Annotated in this window: 12 protein-coding genes; 11 read left to right on the top strand and 1 reads right to left on the bottom strand. The window is 63.0% G+C overall.

Features of this window, described 5'->3' with window-relative positions:
- The first annotated feature begins 72 nt into the window (after positions 1-72).
- From ABIE33_RS09750 to ABIE33_RS09700, 11 genes are all read left to right on the top strand, one after another.
- Positions 73-3,399, top strand: coding sequence for a DUF2126 domain-containing protein (locus tag ABIE33_RS09750; protein WP_429124304.1), 3,327 nt, complete (start codon positions 73-75; stop codon positions 3,397-3,399).
- Entirely contained in the window at positions 3,400-5,808 is a 2,409-nt protein-coding gene (locus ABIE33_RS09745) for a circularly permuted type 2 ATP-grasp protein (RefSeq protein ID WP_429124302.1), read from the top strand.
- Between the two features lie 16 nt (positions 5,809-5,824).
- Positions 5,825-6,703: a transglutaminase family protein gene (locus ABIE33_RS09740; RefSeq protein WP_429124301.1), complete on the top strand. Its 879-nt coding sequence runs from the start codon at positions 5,825-5,827 to the stop codon at positions 6,701-6,703.
- Between the two features lie 175 nt (positions 6,704-6,878).
- Positions 6,879-8,051, top strand: a complete 1,173-nt coding sequence (locus tag ABIE33_RS09735) for a vWA domain-containing protein (RefSeq protein WP_429124299.1) — start codon at positions 6,879-6,881, stop codon at positions 8,049-8,051.
- 228 nt (positions 8,052-8,279) lie between these two features.
- Positions 8,280-10,742: a glycogen/starch/alpha-glucan phosphorylase gene (locus tag ABIE33_RS09730; RefSeq protein ID WP_429124709.1), complete on the top strand. Its 2,463-nt coding sequence runs from the start codon at positions 8,280-8,282 to the stop codon at positions 10,740-10,742.
- Positions 10,739-12,949, top strand: coding sequence for a 1,4-alpha-glucan branching protein GlgB (gene glgB, locus ABIE33_RS09725; protein WP_429124297.1), 2,211 nt, complete (start codon positions 10,739-10,741; stop codon positions 12,947-12,949). Before ABIE33_RS09730 ends, glgB begins: the two co-directional genes overlap by 4 nt.
- A gap of 219 nt (positions 12,950-13,168) precedes the next feature.
- Positions 13,169-14,431 carry a glucose-1-phosphate adenylyltransferase gene (glgC, locus tag ABIE33_RS09720; RefSeq protein ID WP_429124295.1) on the top strand — a complete coding sequence of 421 codons (1,263 nt, stop codon included), beginning with the start codon at positions 13,169-13,171 and terminating at the stop codon, positions 14,429-14,431.
- A gap of 11 nt (positions 14,432-14,442) precedes the next feature.
- The gene (glgA, locus tag ABIE33_RS09715) at positions 14,443-15,885 is read left to right on the top strand and encodes a glycogen synthase GlgA (protein WP_429124293.1); all 1,443 of its coding nucleotides are present in this window, start codon (positions 14,443-14,445) and stop codon (positions 15,883-15,885) included.
- A gap of 6 nt (positions 15,886-15,891) precedes the next feature.
- A complete protein-coding gene (locus tag ABIE33_RS09710) occupies positions 15,892-17,520 on the top strand; it encodes an alpha-D-glucose phosphate-specific phosphoglucomutase (protein ID WP_429124291.1) in 1,629 nt (542 codons plus the stop codon).
- A 170-nt stretch (positions 17,521-17,690) separates the two neighbouring features.
- Positions 17,691-19,655 carry a glycogen debranching protein GlgX gene (gene glgX, locus ABIE33_RS09705; protein WP_429124289.1) on the top strand — a complete coding sequence of 655 codons (1,965 nt, stop codon included), beginning with the start codon at positions 17,691-17,693 and terminating at the stop codon, positions 19,653-19,655.
- A gap of 75 nt (positions 19,656-19,730) precedes the next feature.
- Positions 19,731-20,219 carry a MaoC family dehydratase gene (locus ABIE33_RS09700; RefSeq protein ID WP_429124288.1) on the top strand — a complete coding sequence of 163 codons (489 nt, stop codon included), beginning with the start codon at positions 19,731-19,733 and terminating at the stop codon, positions 20,217-20,219.
- A gap of 147 nt (positions 20,220-20,366) precedes the next feature.
- Here ABIE33_RS09700 and ABIE33_RS09695 read toward each other — a convergent pair whose 3' ends face one another.
- Complete coding sequence (locus ABIE33_RS09695) at positions 20,367-21,491, bottom strand: zinc-dependent alcohol dehydrogenase family protein (RefSeq protein WP_429124286.1); 1,125 nt, start codon at positions 21,489-21,491, stop codon at positions 20,367-20,369.
- Positions 21,492-21,678: the final 187 nt, after the last annotated feature.

Genomic DNA, 21,678 nt, shown 5'->3' with positions numbered 1-21,678 from the left:
AACTTCCCGAGAATGGGGGCAATATCAGCTGACGTTGGTATGAGACCTGCCATCAAGGGGACAAAATCCGGTATGTCGATCAAGGCCAGTATCTACCACCTGACCCACTATACCTATGACCGCCCGATCAGGCTTTCACCGCAGATCATCCGATTGAAACCGGCGGCGCATTCCAAGACCAAGGTCATCAGCCACTCGCTGAAGGTTTCGCCCGCCAATCACTTCGTCAATCTGCAGCAGGACCCCTACGGCAACTACCTCGCTCGCTACGTCTTCCCGGAGCCGGTCACCGAGCTGAAGATCGAAGTCGATCTGGTCGCCGACATGACCGTCTACAACCCCTTCGACTTCTTTATCGAAGAAGAATCCGAGCACTGGCCCTTCGCCTACCCTGAGGACCTGATCGACGACCTGAAGATCTACATGACGCCGGAGCCGATGGGGCCGGCGCTGTCTGGGTTCGTGGCGACCGTCGACCGCTCTCGACAGCGGACTATCGACATGGTTGTCGGCCTCAATGCCCGGCTCCAGCAGGAAGTCGGCTACGTCATCCGCATGGAACCCGGCGTCCAGCTGCCTGAGGAGACGCTCACCTCTGCCAGGGGCTCGTGCCGCGATTCGAGCTGGCTGTTCGTCCAGATCCTGCGCAATCTGGGTTTTGCCGCCCGCTTCGTCTCGGGCTACCTCATCCAGCTGGCGCCCGATCTCAAGGCGCTCGACGGACCGTCCGGCACCGAGCACGATTTCACCGACCTGCACGCCTGGGCTGAGGTCTACCTGCCGGGCGCCGGCTGGGTCGGGCTTGACCCGACCTCCGGCCTTCTGACCGGCGAAAGCCATATTCCGCTGGCCGCCTCGCCGCATTACCGCAACGCCGCGCCGATTTCCGGCGGCTTCTTCGGCGATCCGGAAACCCGCACCGACTTCGCCTTCGATATGAAGGTCTCGCGCGTCGCCGAGCATCCGCGCATCACCAAGCCGTTCTCCGACGAAAGCTGGCAGGCGCTCAACGCGCTCGGCGAGCATGTCGACCGGGTCCTGTCCGAAAACGATGTGCGCTTGACGATGGGCGGCGAGCCGACTTTCGTCTCGATCGACGATTTCGAAGCCGAGGAGTGGAACACCGAGGCTGTCGGACCGACCAAACGCGAGAAGGCGGATATCCTCATCCGCCGGCTGCGCGAACGCTTCGCGCCCGGCGGCTTCCTGCACTACGGCCAGGGCAAATGGTATCCGGGCGAAAGCTTGCCGCGCTGGACCTTCTCGCTCTACTGGCGCAAGGACGGCGTGCCGATCTGGAGTCAGGCCGATCTCATTGCCGAGGAGAACGGGCGGCATGAGGTGACGGCGGAGGACGCCGAACGCCTGCTGCATGGGGTGGCGGCTGAGTTGAATGTGCCGACCGACATGGTCGTGCCGGCTTTCGAAGATCCAGCCGACTGGTTGCTCAAAGAGGCGAACCTTCCCGACAACGTTGATCCCGCCAACTCCAAGCTGAAGGACCCGGAGGAGCGCAGCCGCATGGCCCGCGTGTTCGAGCGCGGCCTGACGGCACCGACCGGCTACGTGCTGCCGGTGCAGGCCTGGAACGCTCGGGCCACCGGCGTAAGGTGGATGAGCGAAAAATGGCAGACGCGCCGCGGCCGCATCTTCCTCGTTCCCGGCGACAGCCCCGTCGGTTATCGCCTGCCGCTCGGCGCGTTGCCCTATGTCGCTCCGTCCGCCTATCCCTATATCCATCCGGTCGACCCGACCGTTCCGCGCGACGACCTGCCGGATTTCGGAGAAACCAGCACTCGTCCGCAGCATTCGCGTTTCCAGGCATCGGAAGTGCCGGAAACCCCGCAGCCGCAGCCACGCGACGAAATCGCCGGGCTGGTGCGCACCGCCGTCAGCGTCGAGCCGCGCGACGGCAGGCTCTGCGTCTTCATGCCGCCGACGACCAGCATCGAGGAATATCTCGACCTGATCGCTTCGACCGAACGGGCGGCCGCCGCACTCGGTCTGCCGCTTCATATCGAAGGCTACGCGCCGCCGCATGACGAGCGCATCAATGTCATCCGCGTCGCCCCCGATCCCGGTGTCATCGAAGTCAACATCCATCCGGCCGCCAACTGGCAAGAGTGCGTCGATATCACCACGGCGATCTATGAAGAGGCGCGCCAAAGCCGGCTCGGCGCCGACAAGTTCATGATCGACGGTCGCCACACCGGCACCGGCGGCGGCAATCATGTCGTCGTCGGTGGTGCCAATCCCAATGACAGCCCGTTCCTGCGTCGGCCCGACCTGCTGAAGAGCATCGTCCTCTATTGGCAGCGCCATCCGGCGCTCTCCTACCTGTTCTCCGGTATGTTCATCGGGCCGACGAGCCAGGCCCCGCGCATCGACGAGGCCCGCCACGATCAACTCTACGAGCTGGAGATCGCGCTCGCGCAGGTGCCCCTGCCCGGTTCAGCAACGCCGCCGCCGCTGCCCTGGCTGGTCGACCGGCTGTTCCGCAACCTGCTCGTCGACGTCACCGGCAACACCCACCGCGCGGAAATCTGCATCGACAAATTGTTTTCGCCAGATGGCCCGACCGGCCGGCTCGGCCTCGTCGAATTCCGCGGCTTCGAGATGCCGCCCAATGCCCGCATGTCGCTTGCCCAGCAGCTGCTGGTGCGTGCGCTCATCGCTCGCTTCTGGAAACACCCGCTCGACGGCCGCTTCGTGCGCTGGGGCACCGCACTTCATGACCGCTTCATGCTGCCGCATCACGTCTGGCACGATTTCCTCGAGGTGCTCGCTGACTTGCGCGCCCACGGGTTCGATCTTCGGCCGGAATGGTTCGAAGCCCAGCTCGAGTTCCGCTTTCCGTTCTGCGGCGAGGTCGAATACGAGGGTGGCAAGCTGGAAATCCGTCAGGCGCTGGAGCCTTGGCATGTCATGGGCGAACAGGGCGCGATCGGCGGCACCGTGCGCTATGTCGACAGCTCCGTCGAGCGGCTGCAGGTCAAGCTCGACACGCCAAATCCCGAGCGCTACACGGTCACCTGCAACGGCCGCCCCGTGCCTCTTGCCAGGACCGGCGCCAATGGCAGCGCCGTTGCCGGCGTTCGCTACAAGGCCTGGCAACCGGCCGCCGGCCTTCACCCGGTTTTGCCCGTGAACACTCCCCTTACATTCGATATCTATGATACATGGTCGAATCGGGCGATTGGCGGATGCGTCTACCATGTCGCCCATCCGGGCGGGCGCAGTTACGAGACATTTCCGGTCAACGGCAACGAGGCAGAAGCGCGGCGACTGGCGCGGTTCGAGCCCTGGGGCCACACCCCGGGAGGCTACCTGCTTCATCCGGAGAGCCCGTCGATGGAATTTCCGATGACGCTTGATCTCAGGCGTCCGCCAGGAGCGTAAATGGCGAAGAAGCAGACAGCAGCGGCAGGCCGGCTGGGCATCGATGACGATCCGGTCTTCGGCTACCGCGCACTTCCCGGCATCGCCGACGAGATGCTCGACGCGCACGGCAATGTGCGGCCCGTCTGGCAGCGGCTGCTTTCGACGCTTGGCCGGCTCGACGAAACGGATCTCGCCAATCGCTTCGCGCGCGCCGACCGCTACCTGCGCGACGCCGGTGTCTTCTATCGGGTCTATGGCGGCAAGGACAGCTCGGAGAGAAGCTGGCCGCTGTCGCATATCCCGGTCCTCATTGACGAGCACGAATGGGCGACCGTCTCACAGGGTCTCATCCAGCGCGCAGAACTTCTGGAGAAGGTGGTCGCCGACGTCTACGGCGAAAACCGGCTGGTGCGCGAAGGCCTGCTACCGCCGGCATTGATCGCCTCCAACCCCGATTTTCTCCGGCCGCTCGTCGGCGTCAAACCGGCCGATGGCCATTTCCTGCAATTCATCTCCTTCGAGATCGGCCGTGGGCCTGACGGTAACTGGTGGGTCCTCTCCGACCGCACGGAGGCGCCCTCCGGTGCCGGCTTCGCCTTGGAAAACCGGGTCGCCACCACGCGCGCCTTCTCCAATCTCTATGCCGAAACGCATGTGCATCGCCTCGCCGGTTTCTTCGGCGCCTTCCGCGACACGCTGCAGGCGCGCAAGCTGCATCCGGACGATCGCATCGCCGTCCTCTCGCCGGGCATCGCCAACGAGACCTATTTCGAGCATGCCTATATCGCCCGCTATCTCGGCTTCATGCTGCTGGAAGGCGAAGACCTGACTGTCGTCGGCGGCCGGGTGATGGTGCGCACGGTCGCCGGGTTGAAGCCGGTCGGCGTGCTCTGGCGGCGCCTCGACGCCGCCTTCGCCGATCCGCTGGAATTGAACCAGTCGTCGCACATCGGCACCCCCGGCATCGTCGAAGCTCTGAGGGCCGGTTCCGTCGCGATCGTCAATGCGCTCGGCTCCGGCATCGTCGAGACACGCGCCTTCCTCGCCTTCATGCCGGCCATCTGCCGGCATCTGCTCGGCGAGGAGCAGAAGTTGCCGTCGATCGCCACCTGGTGGTGTGGCCAGACATCCGAGCGGGCAGAGGTCGCCGCCAATATCGAGCGCATGGTCATCGGCCCGGCCTATGCGACGCGGCCCTTCTTCGACGACAACGGCCAGTCGGTGCTCGGAGCGTCGCTGGGCGAAAAGGACAAGGCATCGATCTCCGATTGGCTCGATGCCGAGGCCGGCAAGCTTGTCGGCCAGGAGGCGGTCACGCTGTCGACGACGCCGGCCTGGGTGCGCGGTCGCCTGACGCCGCGCCCGATGAGCCTGCGCGTCTTTGCCGCCCGCACCCGCGACGGCTGGCAGATCATGCCCGGTGGCTTTGCCCGCATCGGCGCTGGCGACGATGTTGCCGCCATCGCCATGCAGGCCGGCGGCACGGCGGCCGACGTCTGGATCGTCAGCGACCGGCCGGTCGAACGCACCACCCTTTTGCCGGCCGAGGAAAGCTTCACCCGCAACATGCCGGGTAGCCTGCCGAGCCGGGCTGCCGACAACCTGTTCTGGCTCGGCCGCTATATCGAGCGGGCGGAAGGGGCTTTGCGTATCCTGCGCGCCTGGCATGGCCGGTTTGCCGAGACTGCCGACCCGAGCCTGCCGCTGCTCCAGGACGTCACCGATTATCTCGCGGCCCTCGATATCGATACCCGCCAGGCGGTACCCGACAGCCTGCTTGCCAACGTATCGAGCGCTCTTTTCAGCGCCGGCAACATCCGCGACCGCTTCTCGCCGGACGGCTGGCTGGCGCTCAACGACCTGTCGCAGACGGCACGAAAGTTCCATGCGACCGTGCAGTCGGGCGACGACGCCACCCGCGCCATGACCGTGCTTTTGCGAAAGCTTGCCGGCTTTGCCGGTCTCGTGCACGAAAACATGTACCGCTTCACTGGCTGGCGCTTTCTGTCGATCGGCCGCTACATCGAGCGTGGCCTGCACATGACGCGGCTGCTCGGGCATATGTCCGGCCCCGACGCGCCCGATGGCGCCTACGACATGCTGCTTGAGATCGGCGACAGCGTCATGACCCACCGCCGGCGCTACAACGTCAACACCGCGGCACTCACCGTGACCGACCTTTTGGCGCTCGACCCGCTCAACCCGCGCTCGGTGCTCTACCAGCTGAACGAGATCAAGACCGAGGTGGAGCTTCTGCCGAACGCCTATGTCAACGGCCAGATGTCACCCTTCTACCGCGAGGCGATGCGCTTGCATTCCGGGCTTGCCGTCATGACACCGGAGGCGATGAACCTCGGCGTCTACAACAGGCTGGAGCGGGATCTGGAAGCGCTCTCCAACATTCTCGCCAACACCTATCTCGGCTGACCGGCAGGACACGCCCATGCTCTACGATATCAGCCTGAAGATCACCTACGGTTACGAAGTGCCGGTATCCGGCGGGCGCCATCTGGTGCGCGTCATGCCGGCGACGCTACCCGGTCGGCAGCGGCTTGTCGTCGGCTCTCTGAGCTGCCACCCGATGCCGGCGGAACGCTCCGAAAGCGTCGATTTCTTCGCCAACCCGTTTACCGCGATCCTGTTTCGCTCCGCCCATGACGACCTCGTCATCCGCATGCAGGCGCGTGTGCAGGTGGAGCCGCTGCCGTTGACGGCGGACTTTTCGGCCGATCTGTCCGGCTTGCCGACGGAATTGGCGGCCTGCTGGTCCGTCGACCCCGACGCGCCGCATCATTTCGTCGGCCCGAGCCCGCTTCTGGCAGAGGTCCCGGAGATTGCGGCCTACGCGCAAGCCGTTGTCACCCCCGGCATGACGATCCGCCAGATCGCCACCGCGATCTGCGCGCGCATCCACCGGGATTTCGTCTATGATGCCGAGGCGACAACGGTGAACACGACACCGGCAGAAGCATTCGAACTCAAGCGCGGTGTCTGCCAGGATTTCACCCACGTGATGATCGTGGCGCTCAGGAGCCTCGGCATTCCTGCCGGGTATGTTAGCGGATTCTTAAGAACAATCCCTCCGGCCGGCAAGGAGCGCCTGGAAGGGGCTGACGCCATGCACGCTTGGGTTCGCATCTGGTGTGGCACCACCGCCGGTTGGATGGAACTCGATCCGACCAACAATATCCCGGCCGGAACGGACCATATCGTCGTAGGCCATGGCCGCGACTACGGCGACGTTGCACCCGTCATCGGCGTGCTGAAGAGCTATGGCGGGCAGAAGACCGAACAGGCGGTTGACGTCATTCCGGTCACCTGACCCGATTTGAGACACGACGTTCCCGTTTTCAGACACTCCCCGGTCGCCGGAACCCGCTGTAACCACTGGTTTTCCTGCATTCCGCTAAAATTGAATCGATCGCCTGAACAATATCGTAAGTCATCCCCGCTAATGTCCCCTCAAGTTTGCAACGTGTTCCTCGGGGTGTGCAGAGATGGGAAAACGATCCACGATCAACCGGTCCTTCATGGCTATGCTGAAGGACCGTGGCGGCAATTTCGGCATGATGGCGGCCTTGGCAACGCCATTGATACTTGCCGCCGGTGGTGTTGCCATCGACCTGGCGAACATGGTGACGATGAAGAACCAGATGCAAGACGCGGCCGACGCAGCAGCATTGGCGGCAGCGTCCGCACTGGTGGCCAAGAAGAACGAGACACCGGAAAAAGCCAAGGAAATTGCTTTGAATTTCCTGAAGGCCCAGTCGGCAGGCAGCGCTAGTGACGGTTGGGACGAATCCGGCGGCACCGGCGATGTAGCATTCAAGTCAGCATCGCCAGACCTGGCATCTAACGACGCGCCTCCTACCGACGAAGCGACTGTCGACATCCTCGAGGGCAGCAACGGCGCGACGGGCAAGACCTTCAAAGTCTCGATCGTCAACAAACGCACTATCGAGTTCAATGCGATGACGCGGCTGCTCGGCCAGAAATGGACGCAGATCGAGACTCGGGCAACTGCCGAAAGCGCAACCGAAACGAAGAACGCTCTGTCGATGTATCTCGTGCTCGACCGTTCCGGCTCGATGGCGGAGAAAACCAACGTCTCAGGCGTCACAAAGATCATGGCGCTGAAAAGCGCCGTCACCGATCTGGTTACCCAACTCAACACCGCCGACCCTGATCAAATCTATGTCCGGACTGCGGCAATTTCTTACAATTCGTCTCAAGACACTGCCGGCAAGCTGGCATGGGGCACCGCCGATACTGCGGCCTATGTCAAAAAACTAGTGGCAACCGGTGGTACGGCATCGGCAGCGGCGTTCGCAACCGCTTACGCCAAGGTCACGGACCCAAAAGAGGACGAGCTGCACCAGGCCAAGAACAAGCAAGTTCCGACGAAGTACATCGTCTTCATGACCGACGGTGACAACAACAACAGCAGCGACGACACGAAAACGCTGGCGACGTGCGCAACAGCAAGGAAGAACAATGTCCAAGTCTATACGGTAGCCTTCATGGCACCCGCGCGCGGACAGAAACTGCTTAGCGATTGCGCCACCACCACAGCCAATTACTTCAAGGCCGAGAACACGGCCGACCTGATCGCCGCCTTCAAGGCGATCGGTGAGAAAGCTTCGGCCATGGCGACCCGCCTGACCAAGTAAACAAACAAAAGCGCGCACCATTATGCCGCCCGGCCCCACCGGGCGGCATTTTTCGTTCGCGTGACCGTCAAAGCCATGGCCCTTCGTCGCGTGTCCCTTCTATTCAGGCAATTCTAATCCTTTTAAAAACAGCTGTTGCAAGCGCTTCGGATCGATGCATAAATTGCCTATCCCCGGTCGGTTCCGGCCTGCGACCTCCCAACGCAAAAGGGTAAGACAGTTCTGATGATGAACAAGATTTCCGCCAACGAACTGCCGCAGCCCGCACTTCGTTCTTCTGAACCCGACCAGCTGGCAGTCGAAATCCTCGAGCGATTGAAGTACCGCATCGGCAAGGATCCGAAGGTCGCCAAGCCGCACGACTGGCTGACCGCGGCAATCCTCGTGGTGCGTGACCGCATCACCGACAAGTGGATGGATTCGACTCGCAAGACCTACGCGACGGGTGCCAAGCGCGTCTATTATCTCTCGCTCGAGTTCCTCATCGGCCGGCTGATGCGCGACGCCATGACCAATATCGGCCTGATGGAGGAGATGCGCGATGCGCTCGCCTCGCTCGGTGTCGATATCGATGTCATCGCCCTGCTCGAGCCCGACGCAGCACTCGGCAATGGCGGTCTCGGCCGCCTTGCAGCCTGTTTCATGGAATCGATGGCGACCGTGGACGTTCCGGCCTATGGCTACGGCATCCGCTACATGCACGGCCTGTTCCGCCAGCAGATGGCCGATGGCTGGCAGGTGGAGCTGCCGGAAACCTGGCTTGCCCATGGCAATCCCTGGGAGTTCGAGCGGCGCGAAAGCTCCTATGAGATCGGCTTCGGCGGCGTTGTCGAAACCGCCAATGTCGACGAGGAGATCCAGCGCTTCGTCTGGAAGCCGGCCGAGCGTGTGATCGCCACCGCTTTCGACACCCCCGCTGTCGGCTGGCGCGCCAAACGCGTCAATACACTCAGGCTCTGGACGGCACAGCCGATCGACCCCATCCTGCTCGATGCCTTCAATGCCGGCGACCACATCGGCGCGCTGCGCGAAAGCAACAAGGCAGAAAGCCTGACGCGCGTGCTGTACCCCGCCGATGCCACACCGGCCGGCCAGGAGCTTCGCCTGCGCCAGGAGTATTTCTTCTCGTCCGCCTCGCTGCAGGACATCCTGCGCCGGCACCTGCAGCAATATCCTGATTTCACCTCGCTGCCCGATGCCGTCGCGATCCAGCTCAATGACACACATCCGGCGGTCTCGGTCGCCGAATTGGTGCGGCTCTTGACCGACCTGCACGGCCTCGATTTCGAACAGGCCTGGGATATCACCCGCCGAACCATTTCCTACACCAACCATACGCTGCTGCCGGAAGCGCTTGAAAGCTGGCCCGTGCCGCTGTTCGAACGCCTGCTGCCGCGCCATATGCAGATCGTCTATGCGATCAACGCCAAGATCCTGATTGAGGCACGCAAGCAGAAGGGCGCCACCGACGAGGAGATCCGCAGCATCTCGCTGATCGACGAAAGCGGCGACCGCCGGGTGCGCATGGGCAACCTTGCCTTCGTCGGCTCCCACTCGATCAACGGCGTGTCGGCATTGCACACCGAGCTGATGAAGGAAACGGTGTTTGCCAACCTGCACAGGCTCTACCCTGATCGCATCAACAACAAGACCAACGGCATCACCCCGCGCCGCTGGCTGATGCAGTGCAATCCCGGCCTGTTCAACCTGATCCGCGAGGCGATCGGCGACGAGTTCATGGACAATACCGAGGCGTTACAGGCGCTCGACGCCTTTGCCGACAAGCCGGATTTCCAGGAGCACTTTGCCGCGGTCAAGCGCGCAAACAAGGTGAAGCTGGCGCAGCTCGTGCAAAGCCGTCTCGGCATCAGGCTCGACCCTTCGGCGATGTTCGACATCCAGATCAAGCGCATACACGAGTACAAGCGCCAGCTCCTCAACATCATCGAGGCGGTGGCGCTCTACGACCAGATCCGCTCGCATCCCGAGCTCGACTGGGTGCCGCGTGTCAAGCTGTTCGCGGGCAAGGCGGCGCCGAGCTACCACAACGCCAAGCTGATCATCAAACTGGCCAACGACGTCGCCCGCGTGGTCAACAACGACCCGGCCGTCCGCGGTCTCCTCAAGATCGTCTTCGTACCAAACTACAACGTCTCGCTGGCCGAGATCATGGTCCCCGCTGCCGACCTGTCCGAGCAGATCTCGACAGCCGGCATGGAAGCGTCGGGCACCGGCAACATGAAGTTCGCGCTGAACGGCGCGCTGACGATCGGCACGCTCGACGGCGCCAATGTCGAAATGCGCGACTGGATCGGCGAGGAAAACATCAAGATCTTCGGCCTGACGGCCGAGGAAGTGACGAATGCCCGTGCCGAGGGCCACAATCCGCGCGCCATCATCGAGGGCTCCCGCGAGCTGTCGCAGGCGTTGCAGGCGATCGCTTCGGGCGTGTTTTCGCCCGATGACCGCAACCGCTTCACCAGCCTCGTCGATGGCCTCTACAATCACGACTGGTTCATGGTCGCGGCCGACTTCGAAGCCTATGCCAGGGCGCAGCGTGAAATCGATCAGCTGTGGACGACACCGTCGGCGTGGTATTCGCAGGCCGTGCGCAACACTGCGCGCATGGGCTGGTTCTCGTCCGATCGTACCATCCGGCAATATGCCGGGGAAATTTGGAGAGCCGGATGACCCCTTCGGCCGGCAAGGACCCGGAACCCGCAGCCTCAGCCCTGCTGTCAATGCCGGCCATTGCGGCCATTCTTTCGGGCACGCACGACGATCCCTTTGCCGTTCTTGGCGTACATCCGGCGGGGAAGAACTATGTCGCCCGCTGCTTCATCCCGGATGCCGTCAGCGTCGTTGCGGAAACGCTGGGCGGCAAGGAAGTCGGAACCCTCGAGCGGCGCGACGACGCGGGCTTCTTCGAGGGTCCGGTCTCGCTGCGCAAGATCCAGCCGGTGCGCTATCGCGCCCGCAACGACGGCGGTGAGTGGATCGTCGTCGATCCCTACTCATTCGGGCCCGTGCTCGGGCCGATGGACGACTATTACATTCGCGAAGGCTCGCATCTCCGGCTGTTCGACAGGATGGGCGCCCATCCGATCGACCATGAAGGCGCTCAAGGCTACCATTTCGCCGTATGGGCCCCGAACGCCAAGCGCGTTTCGGTGGTCGGTCAGTTCAACGACTGGGACGGGCGGCGCCATGTTATGCGGCTGCGGACCGACACCGGCATCTGGGAGATCTTCATCCCCGGCGTCGAGGCGGGCCTTGCCTACAAATACGAAATCCTCGACCGCCAGGGTATCCTGCTGCCGCTGAAGGCGGACCCCTTCGCACGCCGCTCGGAACTTCGGCCCAACACCGCCTCGGTGACGACGCCTGAGATCGCGCAGGTCTGGGAAGACGAGGCGCACCGCGCCCATTGGGCATCGACTGACGCCCGCCGCCAGCCGATCTCGATCTACGAGGTGCATGCCGGCTCGTGGCAACGTCGCGACAATGGCGACATGCTCTCCTGGGACGAGCTTGCCGACCGGCTGATCCCCTACTGCGTCGACATGGGCTTCACCCATATCGAGTTCCTGCCGATCTCGGAATTCCCCTACGACCCGTCCTGGGGCTATCAGACGACCGGGCTTTATGCGCCGACGGCGCGCTTCGGAGAGCCGGAAGGCTTCGCGCGTTTCGTCAACGGCTGCCACAAGGTCGGCCTCGGCGTCATCCTCGACTGGGTGCCGGCGCATTTCCCGACCGACGAACACGGGCTGCGCTGGTTCGACGGCACCGCGCTCTACGAGCACGAGGATCCGCGCCAGGGGTTTCATCCTGATTGGAACACGGCGATCTACAATTTCGGTCGCCAGGAAGTGCTGTCGTTCCTCGTCAACAATGCGCTCTATTGGGCGGAGAAGTTCCATGTCGACGGGTTGCGCGTCGATGCCGTCGCCTCGATGCTCTACCTCGACTACTCGCGCAAGCATGGCGAATGGGTGCCGAACGAGTACGGCGGCAACGAGAACCTGGAGGCGGTCCGCTTCCTCCAGACGATGAACACCGAAATCTACGGCTCCCACAAGGGCATCCTGACGATCGCCGAGGAATCGACGTCCTGGCCCAAGGTGTCGCACCCGGTCCATGCCGGCGGTCTTGGCTTCGGTTTCAAGTGGAACATGGGCTTCATGCACGACACGCTGCAATACATGTCGCGCGAGCCCATCCACCGCCGCCACCACCACAACGACCTGACCTTCGGTCTGCTCTACGCCTTCAGCGAAAACTTCGTGCTGCCGCTGTCTCACGACGAGGTCGTCCACGGCAAGGGTTCGCTGATCGCCAAGATGACCGGCGACGACTGGCAGAAGTTCGCCAACCTGCGCGCCTACTACGCTTTCATGTGGGGCTACCCCGGCAAGAAGCTGCTCTTCATGGGGCAGGAGTTTGCGCAGTGGCGTGAATGGTCGGAGGAGCGTGCCCTTGACTGGAACCTGCTGGAATATCACCTGCACGAAGGCATGCGGCGACTGGTGCGCGACCTCAACGGTACCTATCGCTCGAAGCCGGCGCTGCATGCGCGCGACTGCGAAGGCGACGGCTTCGAGTGGCTTGTCGCCGACGACCGGGACAATTCGGTCTTTGCCTGGCTGCGCAACGCGCCAGGTGAAAAGCTCGTCGCGGTCATCACCAATTTCACACCCGTCTATCGGGAAAACTACACGATCCCGCTTCCGGTCGCGGGTCGCTGGAAGGAAATCTTGAACACCGACGCGGAAATCTATGGGGGGAGTGGCAAGGGCAACGGCGGCGCCGTTCAGGCACAAAAGGATCAGTCAGGAGCGATAACAGCCACCATCACCTTGCCGCCCTTGGCAACGCTGATGCTGGAGCAGGATTAGAGCATTTCCAGGAAAAATGCGAAGCGGCTTTCCGTCAGGGAATGCGTAAAACAAAGAGATAGAGCGTTTATTCGACTCCGTTTAGTTCGAAAACGCTAGCGTGTTCCAGCCCGACGGTGAACCGGACGGCGGGGGCGCAAAAAGAGATTTCGAGGGCCGCAAGGCGTCGCAAAAGGTCGCCGTGACGATCCCGAAGAACAAACAATTTGGGGAGGACAAATGGTGGAAAAGCGTACGCAACCCTTGGCTCGTGATGCCATGGCCTATGTTCTCGCTGGCGGCCGCGGCAGCCGTCTGAAGGAATTGACCGACCGGCGGGCAAAACCGGCCGTCTATTTCGGCGGCAAGGCCCGCATCATCGATTTCGCGCTCTCGAACGCGCTCAACTCCGGTATTCGCCGCATCGGCGTCGCCACGCAGTACAAGGCCCATTCGCTGATCCGCCATCTGCAGCGCGGCTGGAACTTTTTCCGCCCCGAGCGAAACGAAAGCTTCGACATCCTGCCGGCAAGCCAGCGCGTTTCCGAAACGCAATGGTACGAAGGCACCGCCGACGCGGTCTACCAGAACATCGACATCATCGAGGATCACGGCGTCGAATACATGGTCATCCTGGCGGGCGACCACATCTACAAGATGGACTACGAATTGATGCTGCAGCAGCACGTCGATTCCGGCGCCGACGTCACCATCGGCTGCCTCGAAGTGCCGCGCATGGAAGCGACCGGCTTCGGTGTCATGCATGTCGACGACAAGGATCGCATCATCGCCTTCGTCGAGAAGCCGGCCGACCCGCCGGGCATTCCCGGCAATCCCGAGATGGCGCTCGCCTCGATGGGCATCTACGTGTTCCACACAAAGTTCCTGATGGATCTGTTGCGCCGCGACGCGGCCGATCCGAAATCGAGCCGTGACTTCGGCAAGGACATCATCCCCTATATCGTTGAGAACGGTAAGGCGGTCGCCCACCGCTTCAACCGGTCCTGCGTGCGCTCGGATTTCGAACGCGAAGCCTATTGGCGCGACGTCGGCACGATCGATGCCTATTGGCAGGCCAATATCGACCTGACGCATGTCACGCCCGAACTCGACATCTACGACAGCACCTGGCCGATCTGGACCTTCGCCGAGATCAAGCCACCGGCAAAATTCGTGCATGACGACGAGAACCGCCGCGGCTCGGCGACCTCCTCGCTGGTGTCGGGCGACTGCATCATCTCTGGCGCTGCGCTCAATCGCAGCCTGCTTTTCACCGGCGTCAGAGTAAATTCATATTCACGACTGGAAAATGCCGTCATCCTGCCCGATGTGAAGATCGGTCGTCGCGCATTGCTCAGCAATGTGGTGATCGACAGCCGCGTGGTCATTCCGGAGGGCCTTGTCGTCGGCGAAGACCCGGAACTGGATGCGAAGCGCTTCCGCCGCTCGGAAAACGGCGTTTGCCTGATCACCCAAACGATGATCGACAAACTGGGAATGTAGGTCCGCCGCCGATGAACATCCTCTCCGTTGCGTCCGAAGTGTATCCGCTGGTCAAGACCGGGGGGCTCGCCGACGTCGTCGGCGCCCTGCCGGCCGCACTATCGCCGCACGGTATCCGCACCCGCACCCTGGTGCCCGGCTATCCAGCGGTGCTGCAGAAACTGAAGAAGAAGAAGAAGGTCGGCAACTTCGCCAACCTGTTCGGCAGCCCGGCCTCGGTTCTCGCGGCCGATCTTGACGGCCTCGACCTGCTGGTGCTTGATCTGCCGGCCCTCTACGACCGCGATGGCGGGCCCTATGTCGACGCGACCGGTCGCGACTATGTCGACAATTTCCGCCGCTTCGCCGCCCTTTCGCTGGCCGCGGCCGAGATCGCCGCCGGCGATGTCGTTTCCGGCTGGAAGCCGGATATCGTCCACGTGCACGACTGGCAGACGGCGCTGACGCCGGTCTATATGCGCTTTGGCCGCGCGGCCTCGACGCCGACTGTCATGACGATTCACAACATCGCCTTCCAAGGGCAGTTCGGGCCTGAAGTCTTCGCCGAACTGGCGCTTCCGCCCGAAGCCTTCTCGATGCAGTTCGTCGAATACTACGGCGATGTCGGCTTCCTCAAAGGCGGCCTGCAGACTGCAAATGCAATCACCACCGTCAGCCCATCCTATGCGCAGGAGATCCTGACGCCGGAATTCGGCATGGGTCTCGAAGGCCTGCTCAAGAGCAGGCTTTCCGACCTCGTCGGCATCGTCAACGGCATCGACGCCGATGTCTGGGATCCGGCGAGCGACCCGCTGATCGCCCAGCATTTCAGCGCCACGACATTGAAGCAGCGCGCCGCCAACCGGCGGGCACTGGAGGAACGCTTCGCCCTGGAAAAGAGCGACGGCCCGATCTTCTGTGTCATCAGCCGGCTGACCTGGCAGAAGGGCATGGACCTGCTTGCCGAAGTCACCGACGAGATCGTAGCCATGGGCGGCAAGCTCATCGTTCTCGGCTCCGGCGACACGGCGCTCGAAGGCGCGCTTCTCGCCGCTGCCTCGCGCCATCGCGGCCATGTCGGCATGGTCACCGGCTATAACGAACCGCTCTCGCACCTGATGCAGGCGGGATCCGACGCAATCCTCATTCCGTCGCGCTTCGAGCCCTGCGGGCTGACCCAGCTCTATGGCCTGCGCTACGGCTGCGTGCCTATCGTCGCCCGCACCGGCGGCCTTGCCGACACCATCATCGACGCGAATGAAGCCGGGCTATCAGCCAAGGTGGCGACCGGCTTCCAGTTCACGCCGCTCACCGCCGACGGGTTGCGACTTGCGATCCGGCGCGTCTTCCGTGCATACAACGAACCGAAAGTCTGGGCGCGTCTGCAGACCCAGGGCATGAAATCGGACGTTTCGTGGGCCAGAAGTGCCGAGCGTTACGTCTCTCTATATTCCGGTCTTCTCGGGAAAGGCTAAGTCAGAATGATAAGAACAGTCACCACCACACCCTATAGCGACCAGAAACCCGGCACGTCGGGCCTGCGCAAGAAGGTTCCGGTGTTCCAGCAGAAGAACTATGCCGAGAACTTCATCCAGTCGATCTTCGACGCGCTCGAAGGCTTTGCCGGCCAGACCCTGGTGATCGGCGGCGATGGCCGCTTCTACAACCGCGAAGTCATCCAGATCGCCATCAAGATGGCGGCTGCCAACGGCTTCGGCCGCGTACTCGTCGGCCGCGGCGGCATCCTGTCGACGCCTGCCGCCTCCAACGTCATTCGCAAATACGAAGCCTTCGGTGGCATCGTGCTCTCCGCCAGCCACAATCCCGGCGGCCCGACCGAAGACTTCGGCATCAAGTACAACATCGGCAATGGCGGCCCGGCACCGGAGAAGGTCACCGACGCGATCTATGCCCGCAGCCAGGTGATCGATACCTACAAGATCTCTGACGTCGCCGACGTCAACCTCGATGCCGAGGGCACGCAGGTGATTGACGGCATGACGGTGACGGTCATCGATCCGGTGGCCGATTACGCCGCGCTGATGGAAAGCCTGTTCGACTTCGCGGCCATCCGCAAGCTGATCTCAGGCGGCTTCCGCGTCGTCTTCGATGCGATGAGCGCCGTCACCGGGCCTTACGCCAAGGAGATCATCGAGAAGCGTCTGGGCGCGCCAAAGGGCTCGGTCATGAACTTCATTCCGCTGCCGGACTTCGGCGGCCATCACCCGGACCCGAACCTCGTGCATGCCCGCGCGCTCTACGAGACGATGATGGCGCCCGACGCGCCCGATTTTGGCGCTGCCTCGGACGGCGACGGCGACCGCAACCTCGTCATCGGCCGCGGCATCTTCATCACCCCGTCCGACAGCCTGGCGATGCTGGCCGCCAACGCGCATCTGGCGCCGGGCTACGCCAAGGGTCTCGCCGGTATCGCCCGTTCGATGCCGACCAGCGGCGCTGCCGACCGGGTCGCCGAAAAGCTCGGCATCGGGCTCTACGAGACGCCGACCGGCTGGAAGTTCTTCGGCAACCTTCTCGATGAAGGTATGGCGACGATCTGCGGCGAGGAAAGTGCTGGCACCGGCTCCAACCACGTGCGCGAAAAGGACGGCCTCTGGGCGGTCCTCCTGTGGCTCAACATCCTTGCCGTGCGCAAGGAAAGCGCACTCGACATTGCCCGCAAGCACTGGGCGACCTACGGCCGCAATTACTATTCGCGCCACGACTACGAAGAAGTGGATAGCGATGCCGCCAACGGTCTGGTGGCAGCGCTTCGCGACCAGCTCGCGACCCTTCCTGGGAAATCCTTCGGCGCGCTCAAGGTGGCGACATCAGACGACTTTTCCTATCACGATCCGATCGACCAGTCCGTCAGCAAGAACCAGGGTATCCGCATCCTGTTCGAGGGCGGATCACGCGTCGTCTTCCGCCTGTCGGGCACGGGCACCTCGGGCGCGACGCTGCGCGTCTATATCGAGCGTTTCGAGCCGGATCCGGCGCGTCACGATATCGACACCCAGGAGGCGCTCGCCGACCTGATCCTCGTTGCCGACGAGATCGCCGGCATCAAGACCCGCACCGGCCGCATCGAGCCAAGCGTGATCACCTGACGGAGCGCCCCGTCGAGGGCGCTCGAAGACCTGACATCGCAACCTGCATAATTCCTGAAATCGGAATCGGTTTAAGGAGAAAATTATGCAGCAGAATTAAAGTGTTACAGCGTCCTTTGCGCGTCATATTGACGCGCGGCGCTGTAAGAAAAACCGAGGGTGCCTGATTGATGCCGACCGATGCACTGCCACCCCTCGGCGCCACCCTGACCCCGGAAGGCACGCGCTTTGCCGTCTGGTCGCGCAATGCCGCACGCATCGACCTCTGCCTGTTCGACAAATCAGGCGCAAAGGCATTGCGCCAACTGCCGATGACGCGCGACGGCGACCTGCACAGCCTGGTGCTTGCCGATGCGCCGAAGGGAACCCGCTACGGTTTCCGCGCCGATGGCGTCTATTCGCCCGATCACGGTCTCTGGTTCGATCCATCGAAGCTGCTCGTCGATCCCTACGCCGTCGAACTCGACCGGCCGTTCCGGCACGATCCGAGGCTCACCATCTTCGGCGAGGATACCGCCGATCTCGTGCCGAAGGCGATCGTCAGGGACGTCAAGACAGCCAAACCGAAGCCACCGATCTTCAAAGCGGGTGGGCTGATCTACGAGATCGCCGTCAAACCTTTCACCGCGCTGCATCAAGGCATTCCCGAGGAAAAACGCGGCACGGTCGCAGCACTCGCAGAGCCCGTCATCATCGACCATTTGAAGCGGCTCGGCGTTGCCGCCGTCGAACTGATGCCGATCGTCGCCTGGATCGACGAGCGCCACCTGCCGCTACTGGGGCTCAGCAATGGCTGGGGCTACAATCCGATCGCACCCATGGCGCTCGATCCACGGCTGGTGCCGGGCGGACTAAAGGAGCTTCGCCAGACCGTCGAGGCATTGCGCAAGGCGGGCATAGGCGTCATCCTCGATCTGGTCTTCAACCATTCCGGCGAAAGCGACCGGCTCGGCACGACGCTGTCGATGCGCGGGCTCGACAACCTCACTTACTATCGCCACGTCACCGACAGGCCGGGCGACCTCATCAACGACACCGGCTGCGGCAATACGATCGCCTGCGACCACCCGGTCGTGCAGACGCTGATCCTCGACAGCCTGCGCCACTTCGTGCTGGCCGCCGGCGTCGATGGCTTCCGTTTCGATCTTGCCGCGATCCTCGGCCGCGACATGGCCGGTTTCCATCGCGACGCGCCCCTGTTTGAGGCCGTTCATGCCGATCCGGTGCTCGCCGATCGCGTGCTGATCGCCGAGCCGTGGGATGTCGGCCCCGGCGGTTACCAGCTCGGCAATTTTCCCGCTCCGTTTCTCGAATGGAACGACCGGGCGCGCGACGACGTCAGGCTCTACTGGCGCGGCGACCGGCATGTGATCGGGGCGCTTGCGACGGCACTCGCAGGCTCTTCCGATACGTTCTCCCGCTGGGGCGACGCCTCTACTCGAACGGTCAATTTCATCGCCGCCCATGACGGTTTTGCGCTTGCCGACATCGTTGCCTATGCCGGCAAGCACAACGAGGCGAACGGCGAAGAGAACCGCGACGGCCACAACGAGAACCATTCCTGGAACAACGGCACCGAGGGTGCGACGAACGACCCCGAGATTACGGCCGCCCGCCGGCATGATGTGGCGGCGCTTCTCGGCACGTTGTTTGCCTCCCGCGGCACGATCATGCTGACCGCCGGCGACGAGGGCGGGCGTACCCAACGCGGCAACAACAATGCCTATTGCCAGGACAATGACATCACCTGGCTCGACTGGAGCGGGATGGATGAGGCGCTGGTCGCCCATACGGCAGCGCTTTCGGCACTCAGGAAGCGCTTCGACGTCTTCGGCCAGACGACCTTCTTTACCGGCAAGGGCGATGTCGAATGGCTGCGCCTCGATGGCCGCCCGATGGTGGTGACCGATTGGGAGCACCCGGCAACGGACAATCTGATGTTGGTGCTTGCCACCCGAGACGGCAAGAAGAAGCGACCAACGCGGCTTGCCGTCGTCGTCAATCGCAGCCACGCGCCGCATCCGATCCATCTGCCCGAAAGCCTCGACGGCCGCTGGCAGGATGCGCTTTCCGATAAGCCCCCGCCCACCTTCGTGCCTCCTCGCTCGGTTTCCTTCTTCGTCGAAAATTTCTGAACTATTCCGACCACTTGCTAGAACTCACCCGACCGTCCTATAGATTTGTCGGGGGGCCACTTTCAGGACAGTCATATGCTGAAGGACATTTCACTTTCCGAAATCAGGTCGCGCGTCGGCACCGAGATCGGCGTCTCCGACTGGATCACGGTCACGCAGGAAACGATCGACAAGTTCGCCGAGGCAACGGGCGACTATCAGTATATCCATGTCGACCCGGTGCGTGCCGCTGCCGAGACGCCGTTCGGCGGCACGATCGCCCACGGCTTCCTGTCGCTGTCGCTGTTGTCGGCGATGAACTACAGCTGCCTGCCGAAGATCCGCGAACAGACGATGGGCATCAATTACGGCTTCGAGAAGGTGCGTTTCATCGCCCCGGTGAAGAGTGGCGCCCGGGTGCGTGGGCACTTCACCATGGCCGACGCGCGCTTCCGCGGCGGCAGCATGCTGATGATCACCTATGAGGTCTCGGTCGAAATCGAGGGCGAGCGCAAACCGGCGCTGACGGCCACCTGGCAGACGATCATCCAGTTCGATCCCAAGGATCGCCCGGCCGATGCCTGAGGCAGACGCAATGCAGCAGGCGATCTGCGACGCGGTTTACGAGTTGAAGCCCGCCGAGCAGAGCATGTGATCGCGAAGCTCTTCGAATGCAGTGCCCATTCGCCACCGCTGTGGTTTGACAGCCGCGTTTCGACCATCTGGATCTCATCAGAACGCAATCACGTGCCGGATGACCTTTCCCTGATCCAGGAGGTCGAACGCTTCGTTGATCTCCTCAAGCGGACCGGTACTCGACAGCAACCTGTCGACCGGCAGCTTGCCGCGCCGATAAAGCCCGATGAAACGTGGAATGTCGCGGCTCGGCACGCAGCTTCCCATATAGCTGCCGCGAAGCGTACGCTCCTCGGCGACCAGGCTGACGGCCGGAATGGCGATCTGGCTCGAAGGATGGGCAAGGCCGGCAGACGCGGTCGCCCCGCCGCGACGGGTGATGCGATAGGCAAGCTCGAAGGCCTTGACCGAACCGGCCGCCTCCAGCGCATGATCGACACCGCCTGATGTCGCCTCGCGTATTGCATCTCCCACATCCGGGTCGGTGGCGACAAAGGTGTCGGTCGCGCCAAGGGAGCGTGCCAGCGCGAGCTTGTCCTCCGAAAGATCGATAGCGACCACCCGTTCCGCGCCCGACGCGACCGCTCCAAGCACCGCGGCAAGCCCCACCCCACCGAGGCCGACGACTGCAACCGATTGGCCCGCCTGAACGCGGCAGGTATTGACGATCGCACCGACCCCCGTCAGCACGGCGCAGCCGAAAAGCGCCGCCTCGACCAGCGGCAGATCGCCGTCCACCTTGACGGCGGAATGGCGCGACACGACCGCATAGTCGGCGAAGCCGGAAATGCCGAGATGGTGGTGAACCGGAACGGCATCACAGTGGATCCGACGCTCGCCGGAAAGCAACGTTCCCTTGCCGTTGGCTTCCGCACCCGGAATGCAGAGCGCCGGGCGCCCCTCCGCGCAAGGCAGGCAGTGGCCGCAGCTCGGCATGAAGCTCATCACCACCCGATCACCGGGCTTGAGATCGCGCACAGCGCTGCCGACGGCCTCGACCGTGCCGGCCGCCTCGTGACCGAGCGCCATCGGCACGGGCCGTGGCCTGTCGCCGTTGATCACCGAAAGGTCGGAATGGCAGAGACCGGCTGCGCCTATGCGAACCAGCAGCTCGTCCGGTCCCGGTGGGTCGAGGTCGACGGTCTCAATCGAGAGCGGTCGCGATCTGGCATAGGGCCGCTCGACCGGTGCGTGCCTGAGCACCGCTGCACGTGTCTTCAAACTATCCTCCCGCTTGCAAACGGGGGCAGCTTAGCCGCCGGAGAAGTCCGGCGGCAAGGTCGTATTGCGGGTTTGGCCACGGGGCGCCGCGCAGTCCGAAGAACACGTAGCAATTCGCGGCGCGAGAGAGCGTTGCCATCTTCAGCGGATGCCTGGAAACGCTCTATTTCTTTGCTGTACACATTTC

This window comes from Ensifer sp. 4252, from assembly GCF_050434565.1.
Lineage (GTDB): Bacteria > Pseudomonadota > Alphaproteobacteria > Rhizobiales > Rhizobiaceae > Ensifer.
This window is presented reverse-complemented; position numbering and strand designations above follow the sequence as displayed.

Excerpts from the sequence above, each read along its gene's own strand:
- ABIE33_RS09750 (WP_429124304.1), top strand. The coding sequence starts at position 73 with ATGTCGATCAAGGCCAGTATCTACCACCTGACCCACTATACCTATGAC.
- ABIE33_RS09745 (WP_429124302.1), top strand. The coding sequence starts at position 3,400 with ATGGCGAAGAAGCAGACAGCAGCGGCAGGCCGGCTGGGCATCGATGAC.
- ABIE33_RS09740 (WP_429124301.1), top strand. The coding sequence starts at position 5,825 with ATGCTCTACGATATCAGCCTGAAGATCACCTACGGTTACGAAGTGCCG.
- ABIE33_RS09735 (WP_429124299.1), top strand. The coding sequence starts at position 6,879 with ATGGGAAAACGATCCACGATCAACCGGTCCTTCATGGCTATGCTGAAG.
- ABIE33_RS09730 (WP_429124709.1), top strand. The coding sequence starts at position 8,280 with ATGAACAAGATTTCCGCCAACGAACTGCCGCAGCCCGCACTTCGTTCT.
- glgB (WP_429124297.1), top strand. The coding sequence starts at position 10,739 with ATGACCCCTTCGGCCGGCAAGGACCCGGAACCCGCAGCCTCAGCCCTG.
- glgC (WP_429124295.1), top strand. The coding sequence starts at position 13,169 with ATGGTGGAAAAGCGTACGCAACCCTTGGCTCGTGATGCCATGGCCTAT.
- glgA (WP_429124293.1), top strand. The coding sequence starts at position 14,443 with ATGAACATCCTCTCCGTTGCGTCCGAAGTGTATCCGCTGGTCAAGACC.
- ABIE33_RS09710 (WP_429124291.1), top strand. The coding sequence starts at position 15,892 with ATGATAAGAACAGTCACCACCACACCCTATAGCGACCAGAAACCCGGC.
- glgX (WP_429124289.1), top strand. The coding sequence starts at position 17,691 with ATGCCGACCGATGCACTGCCACCCCTCGGCGCCACCCTGACCCCGGAA.
- ABIE33_RS09700 (WP_429124288.1), top strand. The coding sequence starts at position 19,731 with ATGCTGAAGGACATTTCACTTTCCGAAATCAGGTCGCGCGTCGGCACC.